Source organism: Flavonifractor sp. An306, assembly GCF_002159455.1.
GTDB lineage: Bacteria > Bacillota > Clostridia > Oscillospirales > Oscillospiraceae > Flavonifractor.
In genome coordinates this window covers 50,420-67,684 of sequence record NZ_NFIQ01000009.1, presented here as the reverse complement: position 1 = coordinate 67,684, position 17,265 = coordinate 50,420, and the positions used below count along the sequence as shown (strand labels likewise).

Annotated in this window: 10 protein-coding genes; 3 read left to right on the top strand and 7 right to left on the bottom strand. The window is 61.1% G+C overall.

Features of this window, described 5'->3' with window-relative positions; genetic code table 11:
• Nucleotides 1-188: 188 nt before the first annotated feature.
• Nucleotides 189-674 (top strand): hypothetical protein, encoded by a 486-nt coding sequence (locus tag B5F88_RS03605; protein WP_087341712.1) that lies wholly within the window; start codon nucleotides 189-191, stop codon nucleotides 672-674.
• 71 nt (nucleotides 675-745) lie between these two features.
• On the opposite strand, the gene B5F88_RS03600 is transcribed toward B5F88_RS03605, so the two are convergent.
• The 6 genes from B5F88_RS03600 to B5F88_RS03575 are packed head-to-tail and all read right to left on the bottom strand — an operon-like array spanning nucleotide 746 to nucleotide 13,310.
• On the bottom strand, nucleotides 746-2,248 hold the full coding sequence (locus B5F88_RS03600) for an ATP-binding protein (RefSeq protein WP_087341710.1): 1,503 nt from the start codon (nucleotides 2,246-2,248) through the stop codon (nucleotides 746-748).
• Nucleotide 2,249: 1 nt separating this feature from the next.
• A complete protein-coding gene (locus B5F88_RS03595; protein ID WP_087341708.1) occupies nucleotides 2,250-4,289 on the bottom strand; it encodes a hypothetical protein in 2,040 nt (679 codons plus the stop codon).
• A gap of 21 nt (nucleotides 4,290-4,310) precedes the next feature.
• Nucleotides 4,311-5,942, bottom strand: a complete 1,632-nt coding sequence (locus B5F88_RS03590) for a nuclease-related domain-containing DEAD/DEAH box helicase (protein ID WP_087341707.1) — start codon at nucleotides 5,940-5,942, stop codon at nucleotides 4,311-4,313.
• Between the two features lie 3 nt (nucleotides 5,943-5,945).
• Nucleotides 5,946-7,829, bottom strand: a complete 1,884-nt coding sequence (locus tag B5F88_RS03585; protein ID WP_087341705.1) for a DUF1998 domain-containing protein — start codon at nucleotides 7,827-7,829, stop codon at nucleotides 5,946-5,948.
• Nucleotides 7,830-7,839: 10 nt separating this feature from the next.
• Complete coding sequence (locus B5F88_RS03580; RefSeq protein ID WP_087341703.1) at nucleotides 7,840-11,292, bottom strand: DEAD/DEAH box helicase family protein; 3,453 nt, start codon at nucleotides 11,290-11,292, stop codon at nucleotides 7,840-7,842.
• A 17-nt stretch (nucleotides 11,293-11,309) separates the two neighbouring features.
• Nucleotides 11,310-13,310, bottom strand: coding sequence for a hypothetical protein (locus B5F88_RS03575; protein ID WP_140402051.1), 2,001 nt, complete (start codon nucleotides 13,308-13,310; stop codon nucleotides 11,310-11,312).
• 174 nt (nucleotides 13,311-13,484) lie between these two features.
• On the opposite strand from B5F88_RS03575, the gene B5F88_RS03570 reads away from it, so the two are divergent.
• On the top strand, nucleotides 13,485-14,045 hold the full coding sequence (locus B5F88_RS03570) for a TetR/AcrR family transcriptional regulator (RefSeq protein WP_087341717.1): 561 nt from the start codon (nucleotides 13,485-13,487) through the stop codon (nucleotides 14,043-14,045).
• 148 nt (nucleotides 14,046-14,193) lie between these two features.
• Nucleotides 14,194-16,158, top strand: coding sequence for an oleate hydratase (locus tag B5F88_RS03565; protein WP_087341699.1), 1,965 nt, complete (start codon nucleotides 14,194-14,196; stop codon nucleotides 16,156-16,158).
• A gap of 83 nt (nucleotides 16,159-16,241) precedes the next feature.
• Here the strand turns inward: B5F88_RS03565 and B5F88_RS03560 are convergent, their stop codons facing one another.
• On the bottom strand, nucleotides 16,242-17,129 hold the full coding sequence (locus B5F88_RS03560) for a LysR family transcriptional regulator (protein WP_087341697.1): 888 nt from the start codon (nucleotides 17,127-17,129) through the stop codon (nucleotides 16,242-16,244).
• Nucleotides 17,130-17,265: the final 136 nt, after the last annotated feature.

Here is a 17,265-nt window from a genome sequence, read left to right as displayed (position 1 = left end):
TACCAGATACGACATGCTGGACACCTCCTTCTTGGCCTTCGTTCACCTTGCCGCCATTGCAATTCTGTTGACTTAGAACAAGTCTCCTGATTTTTCAAACAAGCCCTAGAAATATTTATTTTAATTGGGCTGTACGCACGCTTCAGGCGGCGTCAGATAGAAAACAGGACATGCAGGAGGAGAAACGTATGGGATTTTTCAGCAAGCTGTTCAAGGGGCCGGAAATCGACATGGAAAAAAGCAGGGCAAACGCGGAAAAGATGCGGGCTCTGTTCAACCAGGCGGTGGAAAACGGAGCGGATTACAAGCTGATCTTCGGCTATACCGAGGATGTATCCCGGTTTAACTACGGGTTTGTCCACGGCAGCAAGACCAAAATTGGAAATCTTCTGGTGGGGTGGAACGAGGGTAGCCAGACCATTGTGGTGGTGCCCACCGTGCCCGACCTCTCCGGCTGCGGGACGCCCACCTATTACCGCCGCGGGGAGATCCTGAAGGCCTATCGGAACAAATATCCCACCGACGCCTTTGTCATCTATCCGGACAAGAAGGGGTACATCGCCATTAACGCCTATGACTGGCTGGAGGACGAGTCCCTCTATGTCTATGTGTCCCAGGAAGAGGAGCTGGCGGCGTTTACCGACTTCTTTGTGAACCGCTTTGCGACCAAGTAATGGGAGGAAAAAGTCCCTTTCCGCTGCTTTCAGACAGCGGAAAGGGACTTTTTTGCCTATTTGAAGCCAGACTACGGGGCGAAGGCGGCCAGAATGGCGTCCACCATGGCGTTGGCCGATTCGCTTCCGGTGCTGAATATGGCGTTGAACACCCGTTCCAGGATGCGTTTTTCCGTATGGCTCAGGTGATTCAGGGTGTTGATGGACTTGTAGGAGGTGGCGCCCCGCAGGGTGCCCAGCAGCAGATCCAGCTCCTCAAAGGCAATCTCCTGGGAAGAGACATCCGCCCCGCTGTGGATGGGGGCCTGACACACCAGCTGCCGGGCGTCGGTGAGCTGCCGGGCCAACGGACCTTTTTGCCCGGGGGTCAGGCCGGACTCCAGGGCGGCGGCGGCCGCTTTCGCCACCTGCCCGGTCTGGTCCAGAGCGGCGGACAGCTGGGCGTTTCGTTTGAGGGAGGCCCCTCTGAGCTGCTTTGTAATCCCGGCTGCAACCCCCCGCAGCTGCTCCAGCAGCAGCAAAAAGGCCTGGTTCCGCTCGAAATTATCCCGCCTGGCGTTGGGGATCAGCAGGGGGTCCACCACAAAGAACTCGCCCATGGACCAGCCGTTGAACCGGGGGTCCTTGAAGACGGCGTTGAGGGTCTGTCCGTCGCCGATCAGGATATTCCCCTTCCGCAGCCGCAGGCCTCGGATGGATTTGTCGGGAATGCGGCCCAGATACCCGGTCCGGGCAACCCAGCCCACCGCGGAGGGGGAGCCGTCCCCTCCAGTGAGAGTAATGAGCTCAATGTCGGAGATCCGGTCGGTGAGGGTATTTCCCTTATCCATGGGGAACTCGTCCCGGTAGGGCTTATAGATGGAGTAGGTTTTGGGGCCGAAGGTCAGGCGCACCTCAAAATGCCGGACAGGACAGCCCGCCTTCTGGAGGCGGGACTCAATTTCCCGGCCCCAGGTAAAGGCCGGGTCGTAGGGGACGGGGGCGGTCTGGGCGATATAGTCCAGCACATCCTCCAGGCGGAACAGACCGGCGGCCTGGTCTACCCCCTCCAGCTCCACCCTGAAATAGTGGGCCTCCGCCCGCTCCGGAAGGGTGTCCACCGTATAGATATTCTGAAGCACGTCCGCCGCCGCGGCGTCCTCCGCCGTACCGGAGGAAAGCTGAGCGGCCAGCTCCGCCCCGCTGATGGCCAGCCGGGTCCGGACGGGCTCGCCGGGATAGCTGGTCTCAAAGGTGAGTGTGGAGCAGCAGCTCAGCGCCGCCAGCCGCCCGATCCCCCGGAAGCCCCGGTCGGTGCGGGCGGATTTTTTGGAGTTGCCGATGCTGATGAGGGTGCGCTCGGCCTGGTCGGCCGGAATGCCGGTCCCGTTGTCGGAGAAGGAGAGCCGCCCCTCACCGGGAGCCAGGGTAATGTGGATGAGCCCCCCTCCGGCGGGCAGGATCCCGCCGCTTACCGCCCCGTCAATGGCGTCGGCGGAGTTCTGGATGTACTCCCGGAATACCACGTAGGGGTCGGAATACATGCCTGAGGTCAGGGACTCCAGGGTGTGCTTTCCAATGATCACGCTGCCCATGTCACGCCTCCAGCAACTGAGACAGCTTGCACTGGATGTTGCGGAAAATGGCCTGGGCGGTGGTGTTCAGCAGCTCCTGTCCCGCCTCCCCGGCTACCGACGCCAGCACCGCCGCCTCAAAGTCCCTACTCCGCTGGTTGAGGAGCACTGCCAGAGCCGGCATATCCAGCTCCAGAATGGCCCGGCGGGCGGCGGTCCGCTCCTCGGGGCTGAGCATCTCCGCGTCCAGATACCGGGTGTATACCCGAATCAGCTCAAAATCCACCAGGCCCATGCCGCTTTTCACGCAGGCGTCGTGCCATTTTTTCAGCAGGCGGTCCGCCCGGAAGTCCTGGGGCGCCAGGGCGGACAGCAGATCAGCCAGCCCGTCCCGGCCGAAGAACTGGGTGAAATTCTGAAACATGTACTGCTGCTGGGCCTCGCTGGTGGACAGCAGCTCCACCATGTCCTGGTACAGGTCGGGAAACTCGCTGCATACATAGCCCTTGAGCATGTCGTATGTGGGAGAGCCGGAGCGGACCATGCCCAGCAGGGCGAGGGTCCGAGGGGTGGTGAGATAGAGCAGGTACAGCTTTTTCTGGAGGTCGGAGGGGGCCCCCAGCAGCTTCTCCGGCAAAAACTCGTTGTCGCCGATCAGGGCGATAAACTGGGTCCGCTCGTCGCCCAGCTGCTGATAAAGCCGGTTCCACTCCCGGATTTTCCGCTGGTTTTTCTCCCAGACGGCTTTCCGGGCGGCCAGCGCCTCCGGGTCTTCTCCGCCCCGGCCGCTGAGGCTGAACTCCCCTCTGGCGGCAATGAGCTTGTCGGGCATACAGAGAAAGCGCACAAACTCCTCGGCGTTTTTTCCGAAATCCGCCTCGAAGAAGGAGCGGCTGCCCACGCCCTTGCCCTGGGTGGGGATGAGCATACACTGCACAGCCCGCAGGAACTTGGCGTTCCACTGGGAGCCCACATACCCGCGCTGGTGGGCGGTAAGGGGGATGTAGCGCATGGGGAAGGAGAAGGCGGTCACTTGCCGGTCCTCCGGCAGGGAGCGGTTGATGTCGTCCTTGATGTCCAGCGTCAGCCGCATGCGGTTGTACAGGTCGGCCGGGGTATCCGCGGCGTACTGCTGGCCTTTGCCGCCAAAGGCCTCGCTGTTGTAGAGCACATAGTTGGACAGCTCGGTGATCCCGTGCTTGGCGCACAGCCGCAGCGCCCTTTCATAGGTGGGCAGGTCCTCGATGTGGTCGAAGGCCACCCGAGCGGGCCGGAGGGCGATTTCCCCCAGCCGCCTGGCCTTCTCCTCGGTGAAGAACAGGGCGTCGAGCCCCTGGTTGAAGTCCACGTATCTCCGGACCCGCTTTCCGGTTTTGGGGTTGAGGTAGGTGGCCCCCTTGCCGAAGCCGGCGGCGATGATGTCGTCGATGATCTGGTCGAAGTTGGGGGAGCGCAGCACGTTGTTGTCCATCAGCAGCAGGTCCCGCTTGGACCCGAACTCCTCCTCGATGGCGGCGATGCGCTGCTTCAGGTCGATGTAGGGAATATACTGGGGCTCCAGGGTCTGCACCGCGCAGAAGCCGCATTTGTTGCCGCAGCCCTTGGTGGCGCTCAGGAAGTAGGCGTCATGAAAGGGGTATACATAGTCGATGTCGTCCAGGATGGCGTAATCGGGCACGATCTGGTCGATGCACTCGTCGCCCGGCAGGCCCAGCTTGCCGGGCTCGTTGAGCAGTCCGCACACAGGCCTGATGCCCGTCTCCTCATAGATCTGCTGGGGGAGCATGGTAGCCGCAATACCGCCCACGGTAATCTTGTCGATGGAATCCACAAGGGTCTTGGCGTACTGGATGGCTTCTATGGTTTTGGCCCATTCAAAGGTGAACAGAGAGGTCACGTAGACCCGGTCCCACTTGGCCTCCGCCAGGGCGGCGGGGAGCCTGCCCTTGGTAAAGCGCACATGGTCTCCCAGCACATGCTTGTGGAAATAGGAGATCTTCATGAGGCCCAGCGGGGGGTATTTGTTTTTGTAGTCCGGTTCTATCAACAGTATGTTGCTCATAGCGGTTTGCAGTCCTTATCCTTAGGTGGAGAGATTGTCCTCATAATCAATCACGTAGAGGTAAAACCGCGCTCTGGTCATGGCGGTATAGAGGGTGGCGCGGGTTTCGTCCGTCTGGGGCTCGTTTTTGTAGGTGTGGTTGAGGAAAATGACGATGTCGGACTCCAGCCCCTTGAAGCTTTGGATGGTCCGGTAGGTCAGCTGATCCGCACCGGCCGGGGCGGACCCGTCGGACAGGGGATAGCCGCCCAGCGTGGTGGTATCCGCCAGGATGGAATTTTCCTTTTTCCGGTTGCTCAGGAGCATAAACCGGTCGGTTGGTACCCCCTCCCGGTCCACCAGCTTGTGAATCAGGGTATCCAGGAAGGCCAGGGCCTGGTGGGGGCGGGTAAACCGGTGGAATTCCGGCTCCACGCCCTCTATCGGGTTGGTCAGGGTATCCAGGCCCAGTCCGGTGTTCTGCTGGGCGTATTTGTAGATGTTGGCGGTGTTCCGGATGTTGTAGCGCAGCACAAAGGGGGGCTCGTCAATGAAGAATTTATCGCCAAAACTGCGGTTGAAGATATTCTGGCTCTCGTCGTAGAACACGTAGAGGGAGCCGCCCTCCTTGGTCAGCAGATTGGCGCAGTAGGCCCAGTCCTCCGTAAAGTCCTGTCCCTCGTCCACCACCACCAGATCATACTTCGGAAGCTGGGGGAGGGCGTCCAGCAGGTCGCTGTAGGCCTTCACCCCCCGGCTCTCCGGCGCGGAGAGGGCCTTGTCCTTCAGCAGGGAGTAGGCCAGCGCGTCGATGTTCCAGCAGTCCGCCTGCTCCGGCAGGATGGTGCGGACATATTCCGCCAGGGCCTTGTTGTAGCACAGATAGAGGGCGGACTGCCCGGACTGGATGCAGCGCTGGACCTTTTTGATGGCGATCCAGGTCTTTCCCGTGCCCGCGCCGCCCACCAGGAAGGCCCTGGGGTAGTGGGCCAGCAGGTCGATGACGGCCTCCTGCACCCGGTCCATCTCGGCAATCTGGATCTCCCGGTCCGCGATCAGAGCGCCGGCGGAGGGGGAGAGCATCACCCGCTTGTTGACCAGATTGATGAACTTTTTCTTGGCCTCAGGGGAGAGAAAGCTGTTTTTCTTTTTGCGGTCGCTGAGGAAATACTGAAAAATCTCCTTGATGCGGGTCTCCAGGTGATCCATGTCCTTGGGGTCGATGGTAAGGGCGGGGGGAGCGTCCACCGTCAGGTGCTCAGGGATGTAGTAAAAGGGGAAGGCAGCGGCACTGCCGTAAATGCCGGGGAAGTCCATGTCGTACTCCTCTTTGTAGGCATCCCTGAAATAGTACATGCTCTTGGATGCCTGCTCATAGGGAGACATATGGAGGAGCCGGTCTCCGTTTTTCTGGTCAAGCAGGATCCAGGTCCGTCCATTTTTGTCGATGCCGTCCCCGCCCTTGACCTCCACGCAGAGAAAGCCGTACTCAGGGCTGAAAATCAAAAAGTCGCACTCGCCCTCCTCCCGCTTTCCCTCTGCATTTTTCCACCAGCGGAGGGAGTAAAACACATGGAATTTATCGCTGAGCTGGGTTCTGCAGGCCTCAAAAAATTTGTATTCCGACTCAATTTGCCTCATCTTGAGCAGACGGGGCGGATGCATGATAGCCATACCCTATTCCTCCCAATAACCGGTGAGCTTATGCTGGCTCTGGCTGTCGAAATAGCCGCACAGATAGGCCCGGTCCAGATCTTTGTTGAAGTGCTGGCAGGAGACCTCGTTTAAAAAGAGGCAGCCCGCGCAGGCTTTTTCCTTGCTGATGCAGATGGGGTCGAAGATACATTCCTTGACATTCTCCCGGGCGGATTTCATCCAGCGGTCGAAGTAGGTCTGAAAGGCGGTGTAAAGGGCCCCCATGCTGAAGCCCTGAGAATTGGAGCAGTAGAGGAGCACGGCGGGGATATTGGGGAGGATGTACTCCGAAATGGAGCTCTTGTCCAGTCCGCAGATCTGGGAGGCCTCCCCAATGAGGGCGTGGGAGATGCTGTGGAGCAGGGTGTAGATCTTCTTGGTGATAATCCCCTGCCGGTCGGTGGGCTCGATTTCGGAAAAGGGCTTGATGCGCTCGGGGCGGAGCTGATCCAGGAACCACAGCTTCAGCCCGTACTCGCTGCGGTCCTGGGGCAGGTCCAGCTCGTCCAGCATGTCGTTGCGCAGCAGCCAGTCCAGCACCCGCTCCCGGTCCAGCTCAAACAGGACGCCCTCGGTCTCCAGCCGGGTGGCGTAGACGCAGCTCTTGCCCTTTTCCTGGGAAAAGCCCCTCAGTCTGACCCCCTCCTCGGGGCCGCACTCCTTCCGGGTATAGCCGTAGGTGGCAAACACGATGGGTACGCCGGAGCACAGCCGCACGTTGGAAAAGCCCATGGCTCTGGCGGCCCCCGTATAGTCCGGCTGGATGCCGTCCCGGACCAGGGTGGCGTCCCCCTCGGCGTCCTCCAGGGAGAGGACCACATTGGCGTGCATCAGCTCGTCGTACTCCATGATCTGCTCGGCCAGCAGCTTCAGGGTGCTGGCGGAGGAGAGGGATATGCCGCTTTCCACCTGGGCGATGGCGGAAAAGAGGGCCCCGCCGGGGTCGGCCTTCCGCTTGCTGTCCAGCACCAGCTGAACGGCGGCCTCGTCCAGGCCGGCGGCCCGCAGCTCCCCGGCCTCCCGCTGAAGCCGCTCCTCCAGCTCGCCGTCGCCGGTCACCGCGCCGTTGGCAATGGTGTCCTCGTACAGCTGCGGGGAAATCAGGCCCAGGTACTGGGCCAGGATCACCTTTTCTCCCAGCCCGTCGGTCTCCTTGTCCAGAAAGACGTCCTTGCGCTTGTCCAGCAGGTCGATCAGCGACAGGCTGAAGGGGAAAAAGTGGGCGGAATCCAGGGCGGGTTTCAGGTCCATCTTCTGGCCGCATTTGGGGCAGCGGAAGTTGAGGGGGACTCGCTTGCCGCATTTGGTGCAGATGAAATCCAGGCCGCTGCCCCGGCGGACGATGGACTCGGTGCCATGTCCGGGCACGGGGCAGTAGGGAATGTGGATGCCATCGGCGTGCCCGCACTTGCAGATGGCCACAATGCGCAACTGGGTCATGTGCTTGCCGCATGCGCAGGGCTCTTGCTCCTGCTGGCGGAACGCATCGTAGTCTTTGAACTGACGGAAGCGGCCGCAGGAGCTGCACACAAAGACCAGCGGATCCACCGAGGTGAAGATGGCGCTCTTGTCCTCGCCGGCCCGGGGGGTGAGTACGCTGCAGCTGTCCTCGTCGATGCGGTGGGGGAAATCGGCCAGCGCGGCGGCGCCGTCGGGGCTGGCGTCGGCAAAGCCGTGGACCCGCTGGTTGACCACCCGCAGCAGCCGCTTGTTGTTGACGCCGGCCAGGGGAGCGCTGTTCCAGCGGTCCACGTGAACCGCGTAGGTGAGGCCGCCGCCGCTCTGGGTGAAGTCCACCCAGCTGCCGGGCAAATATTTATAGAGCGCCTGTTGGACGCCTCTGTTCATTTTGTTTTTATCCGCCATGACTTCCTCCTTATCGCAGCTCAACCGTCACCTGTCTGTCGGTGTCTCTGAGGCTTCGCATCACGTGGAACTGGCACTCCTCAAAGGCCTGGGTCAGGTAGGTGTTGGGTTTGAAATCACCGGCGGTCAGCTTCTGAACCAGTTCATCAATCATCCGGTCCACAGTCCGGCGGTACAGGCTGCCGATGGATGTGTCGTCGTCGGAGCACTTGTAGATCTGCCGGGCATGGTCCTTCAGCGCCTCCGCCGTGATGGTTCCGCTGAGCAGGGCGGCCTTCAGTTCCTCCACCCTGCCGATGTTGCCCATACCCGGGGTGTATTTCAGCTGGTACAGGTAGTAGTTGAGCAGCAGGCCGGAGACAATGCCGGGCAGGGTGCTCTCCACGGCCTTGGCGGCCCAGCGGTTGATGGAGACCGGGTCCACCAGGATGTCCTTGAACTCGTGGAACTTGTTGAAGTTGCGCAGATAGCTCTGGTCCTTTTCCCGGGAGGGGCGCATGATGTCGATGACCAGGCCGGTGTGCTTTCTGCCTACCCGGGAATAGGCCTGGATGTACTCGGCGGTGTTGCCCGGCATCCCGTAAAACAGCATCAGGTTGAAGCGGTCGGCGTCCACGCCGTGGGAGATCATGCTGGTGGCCGCGATCATGTTGAAGTCCAGCTCCTGGATGACGCTTTTGGCGTTCTCAATGGCGGAGAGGGTGGCCCGCACCTCCTGGAAGGTGTCGTCGCCGGTCATCTTCCTGGCCCGCAGGGGAGGAATGCCCTCCTCCAGCAGCTCGGTGTTGATGGGGTCCTCCAGGCCCTGGAGCACTCGGTTGCTCTCCAGCTTGACGTTGTTGTACTCCAGAATGATCCAGTAGTCCTCCAGCAGCTGCTTTACCTGGGCAATCTGCTGCGCCTCATCTCCGGGCAGGTCCATCCCCTCCCAGGCGAGCACTTCCTCGGGGTGCTGATAGAGCTGCCAGACCACCCGCTTCAGGTACTGCAAAGAGAAGGCCACGCTGTTGACAATGGCCTTTCCGAAGGGGGCGTAGCCCAGGATGATGCGGCTGACGTCGTTGGGGTCCACCTTGGCGTAGAAGTTGTGGTCCAGGTAGGGGGAGGCGGCCGGAAAGCGGATGGCATTTTTCCAGTACAGGTGCTTGGCCTGCAGCTCATAGGCGGAGATGGTGGCCGTGGCGCCGATGACCTTCAGGCCCCGGCGGCACCCGGACAGGTGCTTGATGAAGTATTCCAGGAAGGTCTCGTAGTGGGCGTCATAGGTGCCCAGGGATTCCCGGATCAGGTGCAGCTCGTCCTGGACCAGCAGGGTGGGGGCCGGGTCCTTCATGGATACCCGCCTGAAGTCAAAGGGGGTACACTGGCACCCGGGAACCAGGCACTGGGTCTTGTCGGTAAAGCCGTGGTGGGGACACTCGAACTCCGCCCCCGCCAGCAGATTGTGGAATCTGGAGTTGAAGCCGATGGCGGACATCTTGTCCACGGTGGAGATGATCACGCTGGGCAGGTAGCGGTAGATGTCGTCGTCCACCATGTAGAGGGGCAGCGGCCCCTGGGAGGGACAGTCCTGGTTGCGGCAGACGTGCTGCAGGGAGTTGGAGGAGGGCTCGTAGACCACATGGACGTCCTTTCCGCCGCAGAAGGGGCACACGTCCAGCAGGCGGTGCTTCTCATCCCGCTCGTCATTGGTCATCCCGGCCAGGCGCTTCTGCTCCTCCCGGTCGATTTTGTTGGGGGTGTTTCCCTCCCCCACAAAATAGCCCAGGCTGAAGCTTGCCCCGCCCAGTTTTTGCTCCCGCCGGAGCAGCTCGGCGCAGGCCAGGATGTTGGACACACGCTGCACCTGCTGCACGGACAAAAGCCGGAGGGGGTACTTTAAAATGGCGGTGACGCCGTATTGCTTGTCCCGCATCCGGTCAAAAAACAGGTTGAACACCATGATGCCCAGGAAGGCCTCGGTCTTGCCGCCGCCGGTGGGGAAGTAGAGGATATCAATGTCGTCGGTCTTGGCCTTGTTGACCAGCCCTTCGTCCAGCATCAGCTCGGGCTCGTGGGCGGCCACGTCCAGGATCAGGGAGACCACAAAGACGATCTGGAACAGACGCCAGCTGGAATAGCCCTTGGCCGAGCGCTTGAAGGCCATATTCATATAGCGGAAGGCGTCCCGGATCATGTTGTAGTTGCGGATCAGGTCTACGCCGGTTTTGAAGCGGCGGATCTCCAGGTCAAAGCCGTTGATCTCCTCCGCGAACTGTTCTCTGCCCGCCTCGGTCAGGCCGCAGGCCCGCTCGTCATAGTCCTCCTTCCACTTCTCCAGCTCCGCCAGCATACCCTGGTGAATGCGCTCCAGGGTCCCCACCGGGTCGGAGATCAGCGCGTCGAAGGGGACGGCCAGCTTATCGTTGGTTTTCAGCCGGTTCTGGATAAAGACAGGCACGTGGGTGGTCTGGATCTCCTGCCTGTCCGGGTCGCAGTCCACGTTGCAGTTGTTTCCCAGGGCGTAAACCCGCTTGTCGTATTTGTAGTCGTCGGAAAAATACTCCAGCTCGATGGGCACCAGGCTGGTGTTGACGCACCGCACCCGAAGCCCGGAGTTGAAGAGGACCGGGATGCGGTAGCGGTTGTTTTTCTTCACCGACTGGACGGCGCCCACGCTCTCGTCCTCAAAGGGGGTCTCGTTGCTCAGAGAGACGGTGACCAGCAGACTGTCCCCGTTTCCCCGCACATCCACGGCCAGAGAGTAGGCAAACCTGGGGGACATGTCGAACTCCTCCCGCTGGATCTGCCTGGCGATGTAGGCCTCCCACTCCTCCTCGCCCAGCAGCTCGCCGATGCCCACCTGCTCCCGGAACTGGCAGCGGACCATCCGGGGATGCTCCCGGACGGCGGCGTACATCCGGTCCAGGTGCTCCTCGATGGACTGGTACAGCGGATGGTTCTGGGGCAGGCTGCCGCAGTCAAATTCCGGGCAGTAGACGTCGGAGAGGGCCAGCTCGAAGCAGGTGTTGTCCTGATCAATGGCGATTTTTTCATAGATGGGCAGCAGCTGCACCTTGTGCCGGGCCATTTCCTGGGACAGCCGGCCGTCCAGATAGGCCTGGGCCAGGTCGGAAAAGCCGGGGTAGGTCTGCTGGAGGTCGAAGGCGGTGCAGAAGTTTCGAAGGAAGAATTCCTGCTGCTGCTGCAGGGTGGGCAGCACCCGGAAGAAGAAATTGCCCTGGGGGGAAATTGCAAGGCGGGCCTGGTCCACGTCCTGTTTGGGGATGCGGAAATCCACCCCCAGCTGCTTGATGAGGACGCGGGAGGAAAAGCTGTCGGCGGTGTTCTGGGGCGAGAGCTTGCCTACAAAAATGCGGTCCTCCGGATTGTAGAAAACGATCTGCTGCTTGTCGGTGCCGGAAATGGCGGTGATGAACCGCTGGGCGATGCCCCTGGCGAGAAGTTCACGATGATTGGACATACAGTTTCCACCCCTTTTCAGGCCTGATCCAGGCCGGTCTCCCCGCCCATGGATGCGCGGAGCAGGTCTATGTACACGTTGGCTCCCTTTTGGGCGGAGAGCACCACCACCAGATGATCCTTTGCCCTGGTGCAGCCGGTGTAGAGGAAGTTGACGTTTTTCACAAAGGCCTCCTGCTTCTGCTCCTGCTCCTTTTCGTCGTCGAAGGAGAGGAAATCATGGAGGCTGACGGCCCGCTCATGGCCGCCCAGCGGGCGGAGCCCGGCCAGAATGACCGCGCGGAAATCCAGCCCCAGCGAGCCCTCGATGGTGGCGAAGGTGACGCCGGTGCGGGAGCCGTAGGTGGCTCCGGCGCTTTCTCCGGAGGTGAGAAGGGTGGGGGGCTGCCAGCCCTCCCGCTGAAACCGCTCCTCCAGGTCGGGAAAGAACTCATAGCTGTCGGTGCTCCAGCCAGGCGGGGTATATCTGGTGCGCCGGTTGTAAAAGAGCACGGCGATATCCACCTCGCTGAGCCCCTCCGCCTCCAGCAGATGCCGGATGGCGGCGCAGACCGCGTCCTCCTCGCCCTGGTTGGACCACGCCGGCGGCTCCACCAGCCGGGGCGGAGGCCCGTCGTGAATGGACTCACCCAGCAGAAAGAGCTCGGGATCGGAGGCCAGGTCCGCCCCGATGGCAGCACCGCGCTGCTTGGCTTCCTCCACAAAGCGCTGGACGGCCTGGTTGATCTGCCTGGAGTTTCGGTAATTGGTCTTGAGGTGGAGGGTTTTTCCCCGGTATTCCGGGTATTGGGCGCCGCCGCCCTGCCAGGGTGCGGTGCCCTTTTTGATGTTGTTCTTGATGTCCTGAGACTTGTCCCCGGCGATGACGAACACATGGTCGTCGGCGTTTTTGCTGCTCAGCAGGTTAAAGCAGAAGCGGTACCACTCCGGTTTGAAGATCTGCACCTCGTCGATGAAGATGCCGTAAAACCGGTCCGTGACCTTGCCCTCGGCCAGAGCGGTGTTCACCGTGTCAAACAGCCGGGTATAGTACTCGGGGGTGCCGTGCCGGAGACCGTCCTGGGTGGGGGAGGGCAGGCGGTTCCGGTCCAGCAGGTGCTTGCACAGCCCGTAAAAGGTGAGGCAGCGCACATTTTTGTGGGTGAAGCCGGCCTGAGCGATGGCCCACTGGTAATAGTGGTACAGATTCCGGTTGTAGCAGGTGATCAGGAAGGTCTGGTCCGGATTCAGGCTGGCCAGCTTGAAGCACTTTGAGATGAGCAGCACGCTCTTTCCGCTGCCGGCGCAGGCCAAAATCAGCTGGTTGCCCTTGGTGAGCCGGTTGACCAGGTTGATCTGCTGGTTGTCCAGACGGTAGGACTGGACGGCCCGGTCTCTGGAGGTGAGCTCGCCGTCCCTGGCCTGGATGGAGGCCGTTTCGTCCAGAAAGACCACCCTGGGAATGGTGAGCTCCGGGCACAAGCGCTGAAAGACGTTGTTGACCAGTTCCTCCCGCAGAGGCTCGGCAGGCGGCAGCCTGCGCAGCAGCTCCTGGGGACCGGATTTCCGGAGGGCGGAAAGCTGGTCCTGGAAGAGCACATGCTCCCGGCAGAAGGCCTGCGCCTGGTCGCTCAGCGTGCCCTCCAACTGGTTGGAGTCGATGTTGGGCAGCACGAAGCACACGTTCATGGCGTGCTGCAGCTTGCCCTGGGTGTCGGTCAGGTAGCGGCTTTTTTCCAGCTGGCTGCGCAGCTCGGTCTCCAGGGTGCCGTAGACCACGGGGGAGGAGAAGCTCTGGAGCAGCAGCTGGGCGGCATCTCCACTGGAAACCGGGAAAAAACGAAATAAAAAGAGCCCCTGGGGCAGAAGCAGCAGGCTGAACAGCTCGGGCACGCCGTTGGCGGATTTCTTCCTGGGATTGATGTGGAGCACATAATAGGCCATGTCCTCTTCGGCAAAGAGCCGCTGCAGGGTCCGTGTGAAGGCCCGCTCTTCGGCTGTCAGCTCAAGCTGGAGGTATCGTTCCGGATATACTTGCATATCGCCCATCCCCCTCGCTCCCGTGTATGGATTGTCAAACAGACGGGAGCCCTGATTCGCGTATATTCTGCACCATTATACACCATTTGGCATATAGTTACAACGGGTCTCCCTCTTGCAAAAGAGCGGTTTCCCCGTATAATAGGAGAAAAGATCCCGGAAGGAGTGGAGCCCGTGTCAAATACCACCAAGCAGGCGCTGGAGGCGTCCCTGAAGCGGATGCTGCTGCAGAAGCCGCTGGACAAAATTACCATTCGGGACATTACGGAGGACTGCGGCGTCAGCCGGATGGCCTTCTACTACCATTTCAAGGATATTTACGACCTGGTGGAGTGGTCCTGTGTGGAGGATGCCGCCCGGGCGCTTCAGGGAAAAAAGACCTACGATACCTGGCAGGAGGGGCTGGAGCAGATCTTTGAGGCGGTGCTGGAGAACAAAGCTTTCGTACTCAACGCCTTCCGCTGCATCAGCCGGGACCAGATGGAGCGCTTCCTGTTTCAGCTGACCTACGGCCTGCTCCGGGACGTGGTGGAGGAAAAGAGCCAGGGCGTGGACATCGCCGAGGCGGACAAGGCCTTCATCGCGGAGTTTTACAAATACAGCTTTGTGGGGGTTATGCTGGACTGGATCAGGCAGGGCATGCAGGCCGATTACCGGATGATTGTGCAAAAGGTGGGGGCCACCATGCGGGGGAACATTGTCAACTCCATCCAGAACTTTGCCGCTCAGGCATGAAATCTTTACAAAACAGGCCCGATGATCAAAAACTGATCATCGGGCCTGTTTTGTAAATGGCGGACGGCGGGAAAAAGGGGTAGGATAAGGGCTGTAAGCAGACAGCGAAACCGTGAAAACGGTGACATATGGAAAGGTGGCTCTTTTTATGGCAAAGAATCTTGGGAAACTGACCGCCGTCGCTGCCGCCGGCCTTGCCGGCGCGGGCGCGGCCGTGATGCTGGCGAAAAAGGCGACGCAGGCCCAGAAGGCCTCCGGCGGGGAGAAATTGGAGGATTACCGCAACACCGAGTTGGGGCGGCAGCAGAAAAACCGCAAGGGCATTTACTACTCCAGCGGCAACTACGAGGCCTTTGCCCGCCCGGAGAAGCCGGAGGGTGTGGAGGAGAAAAACGCCTACATCGTGGGCAGCGGCCTGGCCGCTCTGGCGGCCGCCTGTTTCCTGGTGCGGGACGGCCAGATGCCCGGCTCCCACATCCACATTCTGGAGGCCATGGACGTGGCCGGCGGCGCCTGCGACGGCATCTGCGACCCCGCCCGGGGCTATGTGATGCGGGGCGGCCGGGAGATGGAGAACCACTTTGAATGTCTGTGGGATCTGTTCCGCTCCATCCCCTCCCTGGAGAAGCCCGGGGCCTCCGTGCTGGACGAGTTTTACTGGCTCAACAAGCACGACCCCAACTACTCCCTGTGCCGGGCCACCGTCAACCGGGGCCAGGACGCCCACACCGACGGGAGATTCAACCTGAGCCAGAAGGGTTGTATGGAGATCGTCAAGCTCTTCATGACCCCCGACGAGGACCTGTATGACAAGACCATTGAGGACGTGTTTGACGACGAGGTGTTCTCCTCCACCTTCTGGCTCTACTGGCGGACCATGTTTGCCTTTGAGAACTGGCACAGCGCCCTGGAGATGAAGCTCTATTTCCAGCGCTTCATCCACCACATCGCCGGCCTGCCCGACTTCAGCGCCCTGAAATTCACCCGCTATAACCAGTACGAGTCCCTGATCCTGCCCATGCAGAAGTACCTGGAGGCGGCCGGGGTGGACTTCCGGTTCGGTACCGAAGTGACCAACGTGCTCTTTGATATCCGGGGAGGTAAAAAGACGGCCACCGCCATCGAGTGCAAGGTCAACGGGGTGGAGCAGGGCATCGTGCTGACGGAAAACGACCTGGTGTTCGTCACCAACGGCTCCTGCACCGAGGGCACCATCTACGGCGACCAGGACCACGCCCCCAACGGAGACGCGGAGGTGCGCACCAGCGGCTGCTGGAGCCTGTGGAAAAACATCGCCAGACAGGACCCGGCCTTCGGCCGCCCGGAGAAGTTCTGCTCCGACGTGGGCAAGACCAACTGGGAGTCGGCCACCATCACCACCCTGGACGACAGGATCCTCCCCTATATCACCAACATCTGCAAGCGGGATCCCCGCACCGGCAAGGTGGTCACCGGCGGCATCGTCAGCTGCCAGGACTCCAAGTGGCTGCTGAGCTGGACCATCAACCGCCAGGGCCAGTTCAAGGCCCAGAACCCCGAACAGGTGTGCGTCTGGGTGTACGGCCTGTTTACCGACGTGCCCGGCGACTATGTAAAAAAAACCATGAAGGATTGTACCGGCAGGGAGATCACGGAGGAGTGGCTGTACCACCTGGGCGTGCCTGTGGAGCAGATTGCCCAGCTGGCCCGGGAGAGCGCCGTGTGTGTGCCCACTATGATGCCCTATATCACCGCCTTCTTTATGCCCCGGACCAAGGGGGACCGGCCGGACGTGATCCCCGACGGCTGCGTGAACTTTGCCTTCCTGGGCCAGTTCGCCGAGACCCCCCGGGACACCGTGTTCACCACCGAGTACTCCGTGCGTACCGCCATGGAGGCGGTGTACGGCCTGCTGGGGGTGGACCGGGGTGTGCCCGAGGTGTGGGGCAGCGTGTATGATATCCGGGCGCTGCTGGACAGCTCGGTGTGCCTGATGGACGGCCGCTCCCCGCTGGACATGGAGCTGCCCGGGCCCCTGAACCTGCTGAAAAAGCCGGCTCTCAAGATGCTCCGGGGCACTGTGGTGGAGCAGCTGCTGCGGGAGCACCATATCCTGCGGGACCGGCAGCAGTAACTCCGGCGCAAAGGGAAGAAAGACCAGGCGGCCCCCGCCGCGCAGCATGAGCTGCGCGGCGGGGGCCGCCTTTCTGCGCGCAATCAATGGCCCTGAGGAATCAGATGGGCCTGCAGGTGTTCCAGAAACAGCTCCGCCGCCCGGGAGAAGATCTGGGATTTTTTCCAGACCAGGTACATGCCCAGCTCCAGCCTGGGCCGCAGGGGCCGGAAACAGAGGTTGCTGCCGGTGGTGTTCACCAGCTTGTCCAGGGTAAAGGCGTAGCCCATACCCTCGTCCACCATCAGGGAGGCGTTGTAGATGAGATTATAGGTGGCCACGGTGTGAAGCTCCGAAGGCTCCTTTCCCAGCCAGCGGTACAGGCCGCTTTTGTTGTCTACCTGCCGGGAGAGGATCAGGGGCTTGTCCCACAGGTCCCGGGGCGAAACGGTCTCCCGAGCCGACAGCGGGCTGTCCCGCCGCATCAGGACGCCCCAGGTGTCCTTCATGGGCAGCTCCAGATAGCGGTACTTTATTTTGTCGATATCGCCCAGAAGGACGCCGAAATCCAGCAGTCCCTTGTCCAGCCGCTCGCACACATCCACGGCGTCTCCGCTGACAATGTGAAAGCGGATGCCCGGGCAGCTCTTCTGCAGCTGCTTGGCGGTCCGGGCCAGCTGGCGCACGCCGTCGGTCTCGCCGGTGCCGATGTAGATATCCCCGCTGACGGCGTCGTTAGACCGGGCCAGCTCCTGTTCCGTCCGGTTCACCAGCTCCAGGATTTCCTCCGCCCGCTTTCGCAGCAGCATGCCCTCCTCGGTGAGGGTGATCTTCCGGTTGCCCCGGACCATCAGCTGCTTGCCCAGCTCCTCCTCCAGCTCCTTGAGCTGCCGGGAGAGGGTGGGCTGGGTGAGGTGCAGCGACTGGGCCGCCGCCGAAATATTCTGCTCCCTTGCCACCGCCAGAAAATACTGCAGTACCCGCAATTCCATCGGCGCCACCTCCCATTGGTCTGATGATAGCATAAATCAAATATAGGTTTCAAGCATAATAAAGTATTCTATATAGGTATTTGTTATTGCGACTAGCTGGTGATAAAATGAAGGCAAAGACCACGGGAAACAGGGG